The following is a 15,435-nucleotide window of genomic DNA, read 5'->3' as shown; positions in this document are numbered from 1 at the left end:
TCATGCAAACCAAAGTGCAGGGTAAAACCCTGATGATTCATGACAAGGTAACTATGGGTACAGTAGGAGAAAACGATTTCAAACGTTTCTGTGACTGTATCCAAACTGGACAAATAGAAAAAGTGGACGTCAGTGGTGTAACCGAAGCCGATTCTGCCTGCGTGGCATTACTCGTGGCAGCTAAACGGCTGGCGCACAAACAGAAATTTATGTTGCATATCGCCGGTGTGCCAGCGGGACTCATTACCCTGATGGCACTTTACGGTGTAGAGGAATCATTACAATGAGTAGTAAGAAAAAGTTGCTGGCAGGTTGTGTACTGCTTGTGCTCAGTCAGGCTGGCTGGGCAGCAGCAGAGCAGACCTATAAAGATCCGTATGAAGGATATAACCGGGTGATGTTCAATATTAATGATCATCTTGATCGTTACATCATGACCCCGGTTGCCCGCGGTTACCGGAAAGTAACTCCTTCACCTGTACGTACAGGCGTCAACAACTTTTTCAATAATCTGCGCGATGTGGTTAGTTTTGGCAGTAATCTGCTACGACTAGATATTGAAAAAGCCAGTACAGATTTCGTACGCGTGGGCATTAATACAACTTTTGGCCTGGGTGGTTTACTGGACATCGCTGATTTAGGTCAGATTCCGAATAATAAAAATACCCTTGGTGATACTTTTGCCTCATGGGGCTGGAAAAACAGTAATTACTTTGTTTATCCTCTTCTGGGTCCGTCGACAGTACGCGACAGTATCGGAAGTACCATTACTGATGTATTCCCGATAGAAAATGCCATTTTCAAAGATGATCCAGTTCGCTGGAGTCTTACCGGTCTGAATGGTGTCGCTTCGCGTGAAGCATTGCTGGATGTAACTGATAGCTTGAATGATGCTGCACTGGATCGCTATACATACATGCGTGATGTATATATGAAATTGCGTAACAATCAGGTAGGCGGTTCACTGTTTCCGGCAGATGATGAAGATGATGACGATATTGATAATCTGGTAGATCCGGGTAGTGAGACTACAGCTACACCGCCTGCAGCTTCAGTATCCTCAAATAAATCAACTGTAAATACAACTGATTCTGATGATAGAGTACCAGCTACAGCTGCTTCAGAAACAGATAAACAGACAGACAGTGCCACCATATCTGTGCCGGTTTCAGCAAGTCAGCCTTATTGGCAGCTGGATTAAACAATCAGCGTATAAAAGTTATTATTACTTGATGAAGCCTGAATTCAGATTCGTATAAAACAGGAATAAGATTATGTATGAAGTTAATCGCAGTGTATTTTTGCTTGTTCCGCTTGAACCATTCTGGGCTTGGTTACAAAGCCTGCCCGATATCGATCTGGAACAGTTGTCACTGGATATCTTGCAACAGGATGCCAATGCCTATCTGACTTCTGCCAGTGAAGATATAGATAATTTGTGGGTCGAGATTGAACAGCGTTATGAGGATATCTTTGCTGCAGAACTGGCTGACTGGTGTGAGGATGAAAGTTTATGGCCTGATTTAAGTTTTGATAATTTCAGAAGCTGGTTCGGAGTACAATTTTCCACAGTAGTAACAGATCTGGCACAGGAAGATTTGGTGCGTGAAGCTTTTGTACCTATCGCTCTGAGTTAAGAAGTTCAGCTGTTATATCATGAAAAAGCCAATATTGATATTGGCTTTTTTCTTTAACACAGTTGTCTGGTATGGATTCTGTGAAGTGAAAAATTCATTTTGTCATAAAAAATACTGTATAAACTTTAAAACATCTAACTATATTTAATATAATCAATTAAAATTACCTATCGTAATCTTGCAATCAGTTTGTATACAATACACAAACGGAATTAAATTATATGCCGTACAGAAATAAATCTGTCTCGCGACGCCGGCTGTTACAGGCAGGCAGTGCTACCTTACTGGGGATGGCTATACCGCGTATGGTGCTGGCAGGTGCACAGCGTGAAGAAACGCTTTCCGATGATGTCGCTTCGATTATGCGCAATGCTGTTAATAATGCCAATCCTCCGCGTCTGATTTTCTCTTCACCGGCAGAGGCCAGTCGCTGGTTAAATGCTATGTCGAGCCGTTTGGCCTCGCATATTCCGGATGATTATGCACGAAAACGTTTATTAACCAATATTCAGTATGAATCAATGCGTGCCGGTCTGGATACACAGGTTATACTTGGTCTGATCGAAGTAGAAAGCCGTTTTCGTCAATATGCTATCTCCGGAGTAGGCGCCCGCGGTTTAATGCAGGTAATGCCTTTCTGGGTAAAACAAATTGGTCGTCCGGAACATAACTTATTCGATATTCGCACTAACTTACGTTACGGATGTACTATCCTGCGTTATTATCGAAATCGTGAGAATGGTAATATGGTAAGAGCGCTGGCGCGTTATAATGGTAGCTTAGGACGTAGTACTTACTCGAATGCTGTTATCAATGCCTGGCAACGGCACTGGCAATGGGCCTGAATTCCCGGCATTCTGCTATATTTGTAATCTTTTAATTATGGGTTGTCATCTTGGACAGCCTGTATTCATTATTAGGAAACCACCATGTCTGTTAATAAAGTCATCCTGGTTGGCCGTCTGGGTCGTGATCCGGAAACACGATATATGCCCAGCGGAGATGCAATAACCAATTTTTCCATAGCTACTGATGAACAGTGGCGTGACCGTAATGGTGAACGCCAGACTCGTACTGAATGGCATAATATTACTCTGTTCGGTAAATTGGGTGAGATAGCCAGCCAGTATTTGCGTAAAGGCAGCCAGGTATTTATTGAGGGCAGGATTCAAAGCCGTAAATATACCGGTAAAGATGGTATCGAACGCACCGCATACGATATTATCGGCAGTGAAATGAAAATGCTGGGTAGCCGCAATGACGGGGCTTCCGGCTCAGGTAATAGCTATGATCAGATGAATGGCGGAAATAACTATGCACAGGGAGGTAACTATAATCAGGATGGTTATGATGCTGCACCTGCTGCTTCCAGTCCGCCACCGGCAGCTCCGCGCCGTCAGGCACCACGGCCGGCACCTACTCCTGCTCCGGTAGATGATATTGATGACGATATTCCGTTCTAATAACAAAGAATAGCATTGAATCTACTTTAAGCTGATAAAAACCTGATGATTTTTATTAATCAATTTTATACCTTTCAGAGAAATATCTTTGAAAGGTATTTTATTTAATGAAATATTAATACTTAGATTGGATAGTATATATTTTTATGTTGATTGGATACCGATCAGATGAAATAATTAAATTTAGCTCTTAAGATATAGTCTGGACTATTATTTATATAATAAATTAATATTTAATGATTAAGTAAATGTTTAAAATAAAGCATCTTTATGCCAGATGAAATGGTCTACCAGAACCCATTGATGCTGTTTTTTCTCATACCAGATAGTTAAATTTTCATCTTTATTGCTAGACCATGTAACTTCTCTGATTAGAATGTCTCTGTTTTCAATTTCTTTTTCTGTAAATGTGTTTCTTAAACCAATTCTGAATTCTGAAATCACACCATCTCCTTTGCCTAAAATAAAAGTACTATCTGTTAATGGCGGGTATTTTGATACTAAAGTATTAACTGGTATCTGTTGTATTTGATTTAAATTTATATTTTTTTCAGTAATAAATTCTGTATTTACATTCAGAGTATCTGTTTTATAGCTTTCTTCTAATGATTTGGTTTTATTACAGGCAGATAACAATATTACTAATAGCATAGCTACAAAATTTTTATTTGTTTTAAATAGATTCATATTGAAATAATTTTGGATTTTTAAACGGGATTATTTGATTAGATATAAAACAAGAGCGAAAGGATATACTAATAGCCTAATTTAAATCTAATTAGCGTAGTGATGTTGAGTATTTTATCAAAAACCAATTAATGTATATATTTTTTAAATAGTTAGTAGCATTATTCTTTATGATAATTTTGTTCTGATAAATTTCAGCAAAAAATTTATATCTGGTTAATTCTCCTTCTCAGGCCAAACTGAATTTTTTAAACTTCATAAAAGAAAGCTGAATTGATTTACTATATATTATGAAATAAGTAAAAGATTAGATAACTGAGGCATAAATTAATAAAAGAATTAAAATATGTATACATTTGTTGAATATATTTAAATAAAGTTTGGGATTTAGATAAATCTGGCGATGATTGGTTCGATTAATCAGATTAATGAACATACAAAGCCACAGTATTGATGATGAATATTATGGCAAATTAAATTAGCTGATTATTCTATGAAATAGTCGTTTTAAACGTTGCTATTTTATACCGGTCTGCTAAAATAGCACCTATGGAACAGCGCAAGCCGCCAAATTCGGGCGGCTTGCTTTTTGTTATTAATACGAAATACCGTTGATGCACTCTGCAGCGGTATCTTGGAGAAATATGATGCAAAAAATTCCGTTGACCGTAATTGGTGCTAATTTGCTGAAACAAGAGCTACAAGAGCTTAAAAGTGTAGCTCGGCCGGCTGTAATTGAAGCAATTGCTGAAGCACGTTCGCATGGCGATCTGTCGGAAAATGCAGAATATGAAGCTGCTAAAGAAAAACAGGGCTTTATTGAAGGCAGGATTGCTGAAATTGAACACAAGCTTTCCCTGGCGCATATTATTGATCCAAAAGAAACCAACGCTGATGGTAAGGTGGTTTTTGGTGCTACAGTGAAAATGCAGGATCTGGAAACCGAAGAAGTAGTGAGTTACCAGATTGTGGGTGAAGATGAGGCAGATATTAAACAGGCTAAAATTTATGTCGGTTCACCTATAGCACGTGCTCTGATTGGTAAAGAAGAGGGTGATGTGGCAGAAGTTCAGGCACCGGGCGGTATCCGTGAATATGAAATTCTTGAAGTGTTTTATATTTAATTTATCTGCATTTAAAAAATTGTTTACTGCTTTACAGTAACTAGCCGGATAAAATAAAAGCGATTCATTACATGAATCGCTTTTATTTATTCTGCCGGATTCTCTTTGCGGCGGAATAATATTAGTTGTTTGCCAATATGCTGAATTAATTCGGCATGAGTAGCTTTACATAGTTCTTCTGCAATGGCTATACGCGCTGCACGATCGTCACCTGCTACCTGTACTTTAATCAGTTCATGTGCATCAAGATTACGATTGGTTTCGGTGATTACTTTAGTAGTCAGTCCGTGCTGACCAATCAGTACTACTGCATGTAATTGATGTGCACGAGCTTTTAATGCCATTTTTTCTTTACTGTTTAATTTATCTGTTGCCATTTTACTTTCCGGATTAATTACGATCTGATTAGCCTGTTATTCAAGTTAGATTCAGAGTTGAGCTATTTTAAATGAGACAGACGATTTTTTATAGTTGAGAGGTCTTGTATATTTGTATTGAAAATAAAAATTCAAAATCAGTATATTAATAATGTATTTCTTATTTTAATTAAAATAGTAATTTATAAAACATTCAGGTATATTTAATTTCTGTGATATTTGTTTATTGTTGGTAATATTTATTTTATTCCGATTAGTTAGAGAAATTTAGTATTTTTCCATTAGATCATAATAATTATGAAATTTTCGCAGATTTTGTGTCTCGGCATACTGAGAGTTCTGGATACCTTTATTTTCAGATTAGCTGTAGGGTTTGGGTTGTGCATGGTTTGTCTGCCTTTAGTGTCGCATCTGTACGCTAAGAGCAGCATCAAAAACCAATCTCATTTTCCTTTTGAAGTTGCGGTATTTAGGCCTGATGGCACTTTTACTCAGGTAAATTATAGTACTAATAAAGATTTTAAACCGGAAAATACGTCATTTCTGGCCAAATTTCCCAGTGGGCAGGATAAATCATCAGATGGTAATTATTCCTTCAGTTATAAGGTACTTAAAGAGGAGCCACATCTTCAATTGATTGAGATTGAAACTATTGACCTGGATGATGATAGAAATACATGGGCAACATATGTTGCTACGTCCGATACTATTATGCCATTGAGTACCAGAATTGAAATCCCCGGTTATCTGCTGCTGAGCGCTCTTATGGCTTTTATTCTGGTGCAGCTAATGAAACAATTTATCAGATATGTGCGCTGGTGTTTCACTATGTCAATCTATTCAGATGAGTAATTTACACTACAAAAAAAGATTTGGAATAAAACCTGAGGAACAGGTCTGATTAATTGCTGAGTATAGCCGGTGGATAAAATTATTTATGCTGATGAATTTATCTTTTATATAAGGGGAAATGCTGTATTCTGCATCAATTTCACGATACAATGTGGTGATTTTTTCAAGAATTTGCATCATGGGTGTTCGCTCTAAATCTTCCAGTGCATGGCTCAACGAGCATGTTAACGATCATTATGTTCATCTGGCTCAGAAAGAAGGCTACCGTGCACGCGCAGCCTATAAGTTGCTGGAAATCAATGATAAGGATCATCTGATACGACCGGGTGCGGTAGTGGCTGACCTTGGCAGTGCTCCGGGTAGCTGGTCGCAGGTTGCGGCCAGGCTAGCTGGTGCGGCAGGACAGGTATTTGCACTGGATATTCTGCCTATGGAACCAGTGACGGGTGTACGTTTTATTCAGGGTGATTTTCGCGAGAATGACGTGCTGGCAAAGTTTGAAACTTTGCTGGATGGTTGTGAACTGGATCTTGTAATTTGTGATATGGCACCCAATATGTCTGGCAATAACATTACTGATCAGGCACGCAGTTTTTATCTGGCAGAATTGGGTCTGGAGTTTGCTCAGGCACATCTCAAACCGGGTGGTGATTTTCTGGTGAAGGTGTTTCAGGGAGCAGGTCTGCAAGAGTTTCAGCAGGCTATGAAGGATTGTTTTGCTCAGGTAATGGTTCGCAAGCCGAAAGCATCCCGTGACCGCTCGAGCGAAATTTATTTGCTTGGTCGCGGTAAAAAATAGTAGTTATAGCCAATGCCATGTGAAGATATTGGCTATATTAACTATTCTGAACAACAATTAATTAACCTCCTTAGGAGTTTCTGACAGTGCGGAATACCGTAAAGAATCTTTTGGTCTGGCTGGTGCTGGCGTTAGTATTAATGGCCGCATTCAATGCCATTACTGAGAAAAAAGAGAGTAAACAGCAAATTGAATACTCTCAGTTTATTCAGCAGGTTAACAAGGGTGAGATTGCCAGTGTAAATATTGAAGGTTCGGTGATTAATGGTCTGCAGCTGAAGGGCCAGCGTCATGATAAATCTTCTTTCATTACCAATGCACCGACACCGCTGGAAAATAATTTTGTTAGTAATCTGATAGCGAAAAATATTCGGGTTAATGTGATTCCGGAAGAAAAACCGGGTATTTTGACTAATATGTTTATCAGCATATTACCTATACTGTTGCTGATTGGTGTATTTTTTTATTTCATGCGCTCCACACAAGGCGGCGGAGGCAAGGGTGGTGCCTTTTCTTTTGGTAAAAGCCGTGCCCGATTACTGGATAAAGAGTCTAATAAAACAACCTTTGCTGATGTAGCTGGTTGTGATGAGGCTAAGGAAGAAGTGCAGGAAATTGTGGATTATCTGCGGGCACCACAGCGTTATCAGACGCTTGGCGGACGCGTACCGCACGGTATTCTAATGTGTGGCAGACCGGGTACAGGTAAAACATTACTGGCAAAAGCGATTGCCGGCGAAGCTCAGGTGCCGTTTTTCAGTATTTCCGGTTCCGATTTTGTAGAGATGTTTGTTGGTGTGGGTGCATCGCGTGTTCGCGATATGTTTGAGCAGGCAAAAAAGAATGCTCCCTGTCTGATTTTTATCGATGAAATTGATGCGGTAGGCCGTCAGCGTGGTGCCGGTTTAGGTGGCGGTAATGATGAACGTGAGCAAACGCTGAATCAGCTGCTTGTGGAGATGGATGGTTTTGAAAGCAATACAACAGTTATTGTGATTGCGGCAACTAACCGTCCGGATGTGCTTGATCCTGCTCTGATGCGACCAGGCCGTTTTGACCGTCAAGTAGTGGTACCGTTACCGGATATCCGCGGACGTGAACAGATTCTGAAAGTACATGCTGCCAAAGTGCCTCTGGATAAATCAGTGGATTTACCTGTGCTGGCACGTGGTACACCGGGTTTTTCAGGCGCTGATTTAGCCAATCTGGTAAATGAGGCTGCTCTGTTTGCAGGTCGTCGGAATAAGACCAAAGTAGACATGAGTGACTTTGAAGATGCTAAAGATAAGATTTACATGGGTCCTGAACGTCGCTCCATGGTTATGCATGAGGATGAGAAAAAAGCCACTGCTTATCATGAATCAGGTCACGCTGTTGTTGCTGAGACACTGGATTTTACAGATCCGGTACATAAAGTAACGATTATGCCCCGTGGGCGTGCACTTGGTCTGACCTGGCAGCTGCCGGAACGTGACCGCATCAGTATGTATGAAGATCAGATGCTTAATCAGATTTCAATTCTGTTTGGTGGTCGTATAGCTGAACAGTTGTTTATTGGTCGTGTGTCTACTGGTGCTTCTAATGACTTTGAACGTGCTACTCAGATTGCGCGTGATATGGTAACCCGTTATGGTATGTCAAAAAAAATGGGACCAGTAGTATATGGTGAAAATGAAAATGAAGTGTTTCTCGGGCGCTCTGTAACGCAATCGAAAAATATTTCTGAAAAAACCATGCAGGAAGTAGATGCTGAAGTACGTCGCATCCTTGATGAGCAGTATGAAATTGCTTATAAAATTCTGGATGAGAATCGCGATAAGATGCATACCATGGCTAAGGCTCTGATTGAATGGGAAACCATTGACCGTGATCAGGTGCTGGAAATTATGGCCGGTAAGCAGCCTAGTCCACCAAAAGATTTCAGTGAAAATATAGTTAAGGATGGCGATACTGAGCAGCCGTTAGCTGAGACTGAAGCTGAGACTGAAACTGAAGCTAAGACTGATGCGGTAGCTGAAACCGAAACAGGTGCTAAAGTGGATGGAGCAACTCAATCCGAAACTAAAGCTGATGCTGTGGCTGAGGATGCAGATAATACTGAATCTAAAGCATCTGCACCTGAACAGAAATCACAGGACTAATTAATGTAGTTATATGATTTTTAACGGCAGCAATAGCTGCCGTTTTTTCTATGTTTTATCTGAAAATAAGAGGCACAAAATATAATAGTAATACTGAAAATAGTTATTCTGGTATATAGGTATATGCTATTTTGGTTCATATGAATTGTTGAAAAGCATGGTAATTTAAGTCAGGAAGATTCTGTATTATGTAAATGATAAAATACTGGTAAAAGCTGGTGTGATAAATTCAGCCAAACGGTTCATTCATGAAAGTAGTAAATCAATATTTCCCATGAGGCAAATATTCTTTCATTAATTAATTTGGCTGGCTTTAAAATAGGTGAATTTATAAATTGAATATTTCTCCATTATTATCAGTTATAAATGTGAAATCAAAGCAATTATGATGGTTATATTGGAGTCTGGATTATTTATATAACTCAGATAATGACAGGATATTTAAATCTTGAGATTTATCAATTTATTTTACATCATGGTATTCTGTCTTAATTCTGATAGCAATTCTGGTTGCAGTTCAATATATATCTTTGTTAATTTTAATGTTCTTTAATTTACAATAATTTTTTATAGATTTTATATTTTTGTTATTTTCAGTGAGTCTGAATTTGTACTTTGAGGATAAAAAAAATCGAGATCTGAAGAGAAATATCTTTATCTGGCTGAGCAGAATTTATTGCTAGTATTATTGGTTTAACCACAAATACAGGCTGTATGGTTATTTGATAAATGTTAAGAGGTTATGATTGAGTATGAATAATTCTAGTCAAAATTACTGGCAGTGCGGGCGTTTTCAAATTGATTTGGCGCAGCCGAAAATTATGGGAATCGTCAATTTAACGCCGGATTCATTTTCAGATGGTGGTAGTTACAGTACTTCTCTGACTCTGGCATTAAAGCATGCGGAACAGTTATTAAAGGATGGGGCGGATATTCTGGATATTGGCGGAGAGAGCTCCCGTCCCGGATCTGATTTTGTTTCACCTCAGGATGAGTGGAAGCGTATTGAGCCGGTATTAAGAGAGTTAGTTACCTGGAATGTACCATTAACTGTAGATACACGCCGCACTTGGGTAATGCGTCAGTTACTTGAGCAGCAGCTGGCTGACGGAATAAATGATATTCAGGCACTGGAAGATGCTGGTGCAGTAGATTTACTTGCACAGCAGCAGAATATTGGTGTGTGTCTGATGCATATGCAGGGACAGCCGGAAAATATGCAGCATAATCCTGAATATCAGGATGTGGTTACTGAAGTTGGTCAGTATTTGCAGCAACGTGTATCTGTGTGTGAACAGGCTGGGATTGAACGTTTGCGTCTGACAATAGATCCGGGTTTTGGTTTTGGTAAGAGTCTTCAGCATAATATTGCATTAATGCAGCACTTTGCAGACTGGCATGCGGCTGCTGGTTGTCCGGTACTGATTGGAGTATCACGCAAAACGATGATTGGTTTACTGACTGATGAAACTGAACCAAGACAACGGGTTGTTGGAAGTGTGGTGGCGGCAGTAGCAGCCGTGGCACGTGGTGCAGCAATTATACGGGTACATGATGTACGTGAAACACGTCAGGGTTTACAGGTATGGGCGGCCTTGGGCGGAAGTATTTAATAAGATAGGTTGCAGATTGTCAGCAGGCGTGGGCTGCGGTTTTTATTATGTAATCTGAGTGAAATTTAATCGGATTCAGATTTATTGTGAACCGGATAGTTTTCAAATAACATTTTATTTACTGACTGAACAGCTATGCCTGTTCTACAATAATAGTCTTGAATTAATCGGTCGGAGCAGGTGATGGCAAAAAAATATTTTGGTACAGACGGGGTGCGTGGTGAAGTTGGTAAGTTTCCGGTAACCCCCGAATTTGTACTGAAATTAGCGTATGCTGCCGGACATGTACTGGTACAACATGGAACTGATCATCAGCCTACTGTGCTGATTGGTAAAGATACAAGAATTTCCGGTTATATGCTGGAAGCAGCAATGGAAGCCGGCTTTACAGCAGCAGGGGTAAATGTACTGCTTACAGGACCATTACCTACACCGGGTGTGGCTTATTTAACCCGTGCACTGCGTTTGGATTGCGGGGTGATGATATCTGCTTCACATAATGCTTATCATGATAATGGTATTAAATTTTTTGCAGAAGGCGGAGTCAAGTTAAGTGATATTCTGGAGCTGGAAATTGAAGCGGAGCTGGAAAAGCCGGTAAAAACTGTCCCCTCCAGCGAACTTGGCCGCGCACGGCGCATAAATGGTGCTGTTGACCGTTATATTGAGTTTTGTAAATCTACTTTTCCGAATCATTTGAATTTGCGCGGTTTGAAGCTGGTGGTAGATACGGCAAATGGTGCAGCCTATGCTGTGGCACCTAAGGTATTTCATGAACTGGGTGCAGATGTGGTCTGCATCGGCGATCAGCCGGATGGTTATAATATCAATCTGAAAATCGGTGCGACATATACTAAGTCACTACAGGCAGCAGTGTTACAGAATGAAGCCGATTATGGTATTGCACTGGATGGTGACGGCGACAGGCTGATGATGGTAGATAAATTCGGCAAAGTCTATGATGGGGATGCGCTGATTTATGTAATTGCCAAAGCTCGTGCTGCAGCAGGCTGTCTGGATGGCGGTGTAGTGGGGACGGTTATGACCAATCTTGCTATGGAGCTGGCGTTTAAGCGGCTGGACATTGACTTTGTCCGCGCTAAAGTAGGCGATCGTTATGTTCTGGAACAGCTGCATCAGCATCAGTGGTCACTGGGGGGAGAAGCTTCCGGTCATATAGTTTGTCTGGATAAGCATAATACCGGTGACGGAATTATTGCAGCTTTACAGGTCTTTGCAGCCTTACAGGTTTTACAGCAGGATTTAGCCAGTATACTTACTGACTGGCAGCCTTTTCCGCAAACTATGATTAATGTTCATATTGAGCCTGATCAGGACTGGCAGAGTATTGCGGCACCGGTAGCTGATGAGGTGATGAAACAGCTCGGAGATAACGGACGTGTGGTACTTCGCCCGTCAGGAACAGAACCGGTAGTGCGGGTTATGGTAGAAGCTCGTCAGACTGAAGTTGCGCGTCAGGCAGCTGAAAAAATTGCCAATGCAATTAAGTCGGGTTTGGCAGAATAAATCTGTCTGACAGGAATAAAAAAAGAACGGGCATTTTATGTTTGCATTGCTGGAAGCTTTTTTTACTGAGTATGGCTATGCAGCGGTATTTCTGGTATTGGTTGCCTGCGGCTTTGGTGTGCCGATACCGGAAGATGTAACGCTGGTTGCCGGTGGTGTTATAGCCGGCCTGGGACATGCGCATGTACATACCATGTTTATGGTAGGTATGGCTGGTGTTCTGGTAGGCGATGGTATGATGTTTAGTGCCGGACGCGTATTTGGTCATCGTATTCTGAAATTTCGTTTTGTTCAGCGGGTAATGACGCCCAGGCGCTATGCTCAGGTACAGGATAAATTTGATAAATATGGTAGCTGGGTATTATTTATTGCCCGTTTTCTGCCCGGTTTGCGTACCCCGATTTATATTACCGCCGGGATCAGCGGGAAAGTTTCTATACCGAAATTTTTGTTGATGGATGGTCTGGCAGCAATGATTTCTGTACCTGTGTGGGTATATCTGGGTGAATATGGTGCGGAAAATATTGACTGGCTGATGCATAAGGTGCATCAGTTCCAGGCAGTTGTGTATGTTGTGATTGGTGTTGGTGCACTGGCACTAGTCTATTACTGGTGGAAAAAGCGTCAGCGTATCCAGTTTTTTAAACGTAAAATTGCTGAAATTCGTCAGCGCAGGCGCAATCGTAAGCAGCAAAAACAAAATTTGAAGTAATATGCCTGAGATAAAGAAAAAGACAGTTGAGAAAACTGTCTTTTTTTATTTATGACCGCTATGTCAATTTATTATTTAGTTTCGCCAATTTTACCTTCACGACCGCTGAACAGATTTTTGATATTGCTTTTATGCCGGTAAAGAACCAGTATATCAATCACTATAACAGCAATTACCCAGCTTAACTGAGGCATAAACCACCAGGCAGCAAACGGGCTGATCAGAGTAGCTATTAATGCGGCCAGTGAAGATACTTTGAAACCAAAGGCCATAATCAGCCATACTGCTGCACAAATAAGTGCAGTAGGCCATGATAAAGCCAGGAGTACACCCAGTGCAGTAGCTACGCCTTTACCACCTTTAAATTTGAAAAATACCGGCCACATGTGGCCAATGAGAACCACTACGGCAATTATGGCAATGGTATTGCTGTCCAGTTGCCAGACCGTCTGATAATGTTTTGCCAGCCAGACGGCCAGCCAGCCTTTGAGTGCATCGCCTAGCAGTGTAAGAGCAGCGGCACTTTTTTTGCCTGTACGCAAGACATTGGTAGCACCGGGATTGCCGGAACCATAGCTGTGCGGGTCGGGCATACCCATACAGCGTGAAACAATAACGGCAAAAGACAGAGAGCCCAGTAAATAGGCACCGATAATTGCAAGGTAATTGACCATAAAGCGGTTTCTTTAGTCTACAATCTGAGGGTTTGCATTTTAGCTCAGTAGGTTGGACATGGATACTATCTTTTTACACGGTATGACTGCGCAGACGCTGATTGGGGTATATCAGTGGGAGCGGCAACAACAGCAAACATTGTTGCTGGATGTGGATATTGGTACAGATTTTCAGCAGGCGGCGCAAAGCGATAATATTGACGATACGATTCACTATGCCAGAGTGGCCGATGATTTGCGTGAGACACTTGCTGAACAGGAATTTTTGTTACTGGAAGCACTGGCAGAGTATGTGGCTCAGTTTATATTGAACCGTTACGGGGCATTATGGGTGCGGGTGAAAGTGGTGAAGCCGGGTATTCTTGTTGGTATTAAGGAAGTGGGTGTACAGATTGAACGCCGGAATACCCAAGTATGATAATAATCTGTTTTTCCTGATAAAGGACACGATATGACTACGCCGGTCTGGACTGTGGCACAGATGAAAGCATGGGAAGATACACAGAACCGGGAAGGTTTGAGTTATGCCCGAATGATGGAACATGCAGGAAGTCGTGCAGCGAAGGATTTATTATGTCGGTTTCATTCCTCGCAGCATATACTGATATTGTGTGGCAAAGGGAATAATGCAGGTGACGGGCTGGTACTGGCCCGAGTATTGTCTTTACATGGCTGGCCGGTAACGATTATGTTTTTACAAGGACAGCAATTATCAGCTCTTGCAGAAGCCAACCGGAAATGTCTGCCGGTTACTGTAGATTGTATTGATACTTCGCAATTGCATACTGTGCTGCCGTCTGTGCATCTGGTTGTGGATGCTGTGTATGGTACTGGTTTCCATGGTGAGTTGCCTCAGACTATTGAACGTTGTTTTGCTGCAGTCTCTCAGGCAGATGTGTTTAAGGTGGCGCTGGATATGCCCAGTGGTGTGGCTGGCGATGGCGAAAAAATAGCTGCCGGAAGTTTTCAGGCACAGCTTACTTATGCTTTTCAAGCCCTGAAACCGGCACATTGTCTGGAGCAGGTAAGACAGTTATGCGGAGAAATAGTACGTATTGATTTACTGGATTAGTGTTGATTGATGGTTTTGCCTGTTCCATACCTGATAGCATTGAGCTAGGTGTAATAGCATGCATGCAGTAGCTCCCCAGATATGTCGGTTTTGATAATGTAAATGATATACCTTAAGCTTAAGTTGCTGATATTGAGTAATACTATCCTGGTATAGCTTGCTATCCAGAACAACAGGTAAGGGTACCGGGAATATTTCGCTGACTTCTGACGGGTTGAGCTGCCAGTATAGAGATGAATTACTCCAGGCCAGAACAGGAACAACTTTGAAACCGCTGGGCAGATAGCATTGAGGTAAGGTTCCGACCAGTTGCCACTGATTACGAATTAGTCCAGTTTCTTCTTCGCTTTCGCGAAATGCTGCATTGATACTGCTTTCATTATTTTCCAGTTTGCCACCGGGAAAAGCGATTTGCCCGCGGTGCTGGCGTAGTTGCTGACTGCGCTGAGTAAGCCAGATTTGCGCGTTACCATGATTCCAGTCAACAGGCATCAGTACCGCAGCGCAGCGAAAATTAACGGGTAGATGCTGTAATGTATCTTGGCGCTGATTAAGTATAGTAGGCAGTGTACTAGTGCATGCGTAATGTAAAAACTGTTTCAGCTTATCAGGTTTAGTAAACATTTCAATGATGCCAGACTGTTCTTTTTTCAGGATACTGAGTAATTTATATATCGTTCAGGCATAAATGACCAGAATAATTTTAAAGAGGATTAACCAGTAGTTACCAGAGATATAATGAAATTATGGGTAATTG

General features: G+C 41.2%; 18 protein-coding genes. 14 read left to right on the top strand and 4 right to left on the bottom strand.

All coding sequences use genetic code 11. The features are described 5' to 3' along the window. The first annotated feature begins 2 nt into the window (after window positions 1-2). From GY065_RS08905 to GY065_RS08885, 5 genes are all read left to right on the top strand, one after another. Complete coding sequence (locus GY065_RS08905) at window positions 3-287, top strand: lipid asymmetry maintenance protein MlaB (RefSeq protein ID WP_037475761.1); 285 nt, start codon at window positions 3-5, stop codon at window positions 285-287. After that, window positions 284-1,201 (top strand): VacJ family lipoprotein, encoded by a 918-nt coding sequence (locus GY065_RS08900; protein WP_174833843.1) that lies wholly within the window; start codon window positions 284-286, stop codon window positions 1,199-1,201. The genes GY065_RS08905 and GY065_RS08900 overlap by 4 nt, the downstream gene beginning before the upstream one ends. 73 nt (window positions 1,202-1,274) lie before the next feature. Next, window positions 1,275-1,637 carry a VacJ gene (locus GY065_RS08895; protein ID WP_174833842.1) on the top strand — a complete coding sequence of 121 codons (363 nt, stop codon included), beginning with the start codon at window positions 1,275-1,277 and terminating at the stop codon, window positions 1,635-1,637. 221 nt (window positions 1,638-1,858) lie between these two features. Continuing rightward, entirely contained in the window at window positions 1,859-2,482 is a 624-nt protein-coding gene (locus tag GY065_RS08890) for a lytic transglycosylase domain-containing protein (RefSeq protein ID WP_037475765.1), read from the top strand. Window positions 2,483-2,566: 84 nt separating this feature from the next. Next, window positions 2,567-3,100 carry a single-stranded DNA-binding protein gene (locus GY065_RS08885; protein ID WP_174832060.1) on the top strand — a complete coding sequence of 178 codons (534 nt, stop codon included), beginning with the start codon at window positions 2,567-2,569 and terminating at the stop codon, window positions 3,098-3,100. 252 nt (window positions 3,101-3,352) lie between these two features. Here the strand turns inward: GY065_RS08885 and GY065_RS08880 are convergent, their stop codons facing one another. Further along, on the bottom strand, window positions 3,353-3,787 hold the full coding sequence (locus GY065_RS08880; RefSeq protein ID WP_174833841.1) for a hypothetical protein: 435 nt from the start codon (window positions 3,785-3,787) through the stop codon (window positions 3,353-3,355). Between the two features lie 647 nt (window positions 3,788-4,434). Between GY065_RS08880 and greA the strand changes: the two genes are divergently transcribed. After that, window positions 4,435-4,911, top strand: a complete 477-nt coding sequence (greA, locus tag GY065_RS08875) for a transcription elongation factor GreA (protein WP_025331212.1) — start codon at window positions 4,435-4,437, stop codon at window positions 4,909-4,911. 86 nt (window positions 4,912-4,997) lie between these two features. On the opposite strand, the gene yhbY is transcribed toward greA, so the two are convergent. Then, window positions 4,998-5,288 carry a ribosome assembly RNA-binding protein YhbY gene (gene yhbY / locus GY065_RS08870; RefSeq protein WP_174833840.1) on the bottom strand — a complete coding sequence of 97 codons (291 nt, stop codon included), beginning with the start codon at window positions 5,286-5,288 and terminating at the stop codon, window positions 4,998-5,000. A 297-nt stretch (window positions 5,289-5,585) separates the two neighbouring features. Here yhbY and GY065_RS08865 point away from each other — a divergent pair, with 297 nt between their 5' ends. The 6 genes from GY065_RS08865 to GY065_RS08840 all read left to right on the top strand — a co-directional run bounded on the left by GY065_RS08865 (window position 5,586) and on the right by GY065_RS08840 (window position 12,932). Then, a complete protein-coding gene (locus GY065_RS08865; RefSeq protein WP_174833839.1) occupies window positions 5,586-6,140 on the top strand; it encodes a hypothetical protein in 555 nt (184 codons plus the stop codon). 178 nt (window positions 6,141-6,318) lie between these two features. Next, on the top strand, window positions 6,319-6,939 hold the full coding sequence (locus GY065_RS08860; RefSeq protein WP_041880460.1) for an RlmE family RNA methyltransferase: 621 nt from the start codon (window positions 6,319-6,321) through the stop codon (window positions 6,937-6,939). Window positions 6,940-7,025: 86 nt separating this feature from the next. Further along, window positions 7,026-9,080, top strand: coding sequence for an ATP-dependent zinc metalloprotease FtsH (ftsH, locus tag GY065_RS08855; protein ID WP_174833838.1), 2,055 nt, complete (start codon window positions 7,026-7,028; stop codon window positions 9,078-9,080). Between the two features lie 752 nt (window positions 9,081-9,832). Next, window positions 9,833-10,693 (top strand): dihydropteroate synthase, encoded by an 861-nt coding sequence (gene folP, locus GY065_RS08850; protein WP_084547903.1) that lies wholly within the window; start codon window positions 9,833-9,835, stop codon window positions 10,691-10,693. Between the two features lie 183 nt (window positions 10,694-10,876). Continuing rightward, entirely contained in the window at window positions 10,877-12,220 is a 1,344-nt protein-coding gene (glmM, locus tag GY065_RS08845) for a phosphoglucosamine mutase (protein ID WP_174833837.1), read from the top strand. Window positions 12,221-12,257: 37 nt separating this feature from the next. Then, on the top strand, window positions 12,258-12,932 hold the full coding sequence (locus tag GY065_RS08840; RefSeq protein ID WP_084552052.1) for a DedA family protein: 675 nt from the start codon (window positions 12,258-12,260) through the stop codon (window positions 12,930-12,932). A gap of 71 nt (window positions 12,933-13,003) precedes the next feature. Here GY065_RS08840 and plsY read toward each other — a convergent pair whose 3' ends face one another. Next, the gene (gene plsY / locus GY065_RS08835; protein ID WP_078475673.1) at window positions 13,004-13,606 is read right to left on the bottom strand and encodes a glycerol-3-phosphate 1-O-acyltransferase PlsY; all 603 of its coding nucleotides are present in this window, start codon (window positions 13,604-13,606) and stop codon (window positions 13,004-13,006) included. 58 nt (window positions 13,607-13,664) lie between these two features. Between plsY and folB the strand changes: the two genes are divergently transcribed. Together folB and GY065_RS08825 are read left to right on the top strand one after the other, a co-directional pair. Beyond that, window positions 13,665-14,024: a dihydroneopterin aldolase gene (gene folB, locus GY065_RS08830; protein ID WP_174833836.1), complete on the top strand. Its 360-nt coding sequence runs from the start codon at window positions 13,665-13,667 to the stop codon at window positions 14,022-14,024. Window positions 14,025-14,057: 33 nt separating this feature from the next. Further along, window positions 14,058-14,678: an NAD(P)H-hydrate epimerase gene (locus GY065_RS08825; RefSeq protein ID WP_174833835.1), complete on the top strand. Its 621-nt coding sequence runs from the start codon at window positions 14,058-14,060 to the stop codon at window positions 14,676-14,678. On the opposite strand, the gene GY065_RS08820 is transcribed toward GY065_RS08825, so the two are convergent. Then, window positions 14,667-15,302, bottom strand: coding sequence for a CoA pyrophosphatase (locus tag GY065_RS08820; RefSeq protein ID WP_174833834.1), 636 nt, complete (start codon window positions 15,300-15,302; stop codon window positions 14,667-14,669). The genes GY065_RS08825 and GY065_RS08820 overlap by 12 nt on opposite strands. Window positions 15,303-15,435: the final 133 nt, after the last annotated feature.

This window comes from Snodgrassella sp. ESL0323, from assembly GCF_013346865.1.
Taxonomy (GTDB): Bacteria; Pseudomonadota; Gammaproteobacteria; order Burkholderiales; family Neisseriaceae; genus Snodgrassella; species Snodgrassella alvi.
Note: the sequence above shows the minus strand (reverse complement) of the source record. Positions and strands in the feature narration are given on the sequence as shown.

Bases quoted from the DNA above. Each gene is read 5' to 3' on its own strand.
- GY065_RS08840 (WP_084552052.1), top strand. From the start codon at position 12,258: ATGTTTGCATTGCTGGAAGCTTTTTTTACTGAGTATGGCTATGCAGCG.
- GY065_RS08895 (WP_174833842.1), top strand. From the start codon at position 1,275: ATGTATGAAGTTAATCGCAGTGTATTTTTGCTTGTTCCGCTTGAACCA.
- greA (WP_025331212.1), top strand. From the start codon at position 4,435: ATGCAAAAAATTCCGTTGACCGTAATTGGTGCTAATTTGCTGAAACAA.
- GY065_RS08825 (WP_174833835.1), top strand. From the start codon at position 14,058: ATGACTACGCCGGTCTGGACTGTGGCACAGATGAAAGCATGGGAAGAT.
- GY065_RS08900 (WP_174833843.1), top strand. From the start codon at position 284: ATGAGTAGTAAGAAAAAGTTGCTGGCAGGTTGTGTACTGCTTGTGCTC.
- plsY (WP_078475673.1), bottom strand. From the start codon at position 13,606: ATGGTCAATTACCTTGCAATTATCGGTGCCTATTTACTGGGCTCTCTG.
- GY065_RS08885 (WP_174832060.1), top strand. From the start codon at position 2,567: ATGTCTGTTAATAAAGTCATCCTGGTTGGCCGTCTGGGTCGTGATCCG.
- GY065_RS08880 (WP_174833841.1), bottom strand. From the start codon at position 3,787: ATGAATCTATTTAAAACAAATAAAAATTTTGTAGCTATGCTATTAGTA.
- folB (WP_174833836.1), top strand. From the start codon at position 13,665: ATGGATACTATCTTTTTACACGGTATGACTGCGCAGACGCTGATTGGG.
- GY065_RS08860 (WP_041880460.1), top strand. From the start codon at position 6,319: ATGGGTGTTCGCTCTAAATCTTCCAGTGCATGGCTCAACGAGCATGTT.
- folP (WP_084547903.1), top strand. From the start codon at position 9,833: ATGAATAATTCTAGTCAAAATTACTGGCAGTGCGGGCGTTTTCAAATT.
- GY065_RS08865 (WP_174833839.1), top strand. From the start codon at position 5,586: ATGAAATTTTCGCAGATTTTGTGTCTCGGCATACTGAGAGTTCTGGAT.
- GY065_RS08905 (WP_037475761.1), top strand. From the start codon at position 3: ATGCAAACCAAAGTGCAGGGTAAAACCCTGATGATTCATGACAAGGTA.
- GY065_RS08820 (WP_174833834.1), bottom strand. From the start codon at position 15,302: ATGTTTACTAAACCTGATAAGCTGAAACAGTTTTTACATTACGCATGC.
- yhbY (WP_174833840.1), bottom strand. From the start codon at position 5,288: ATGGCAACAGATAAATTAAACAGTAAAGAAAAAATGGCATTAAAAGCT.
- GY065_RS08890 (WP_037475765.1), top strand. From the start codon at position 1,859: ATGCCGTACAGAAATAAATCTGTCTCGCGACGCCGGCTGTTACAGGCA.
- glmM (WP_174833837.1), top strand. From the start codon at position 10,877: ATGGCAAAAAAATATTTTGGTACAGACGGGGTGCGTGGTGAAGTTGGT.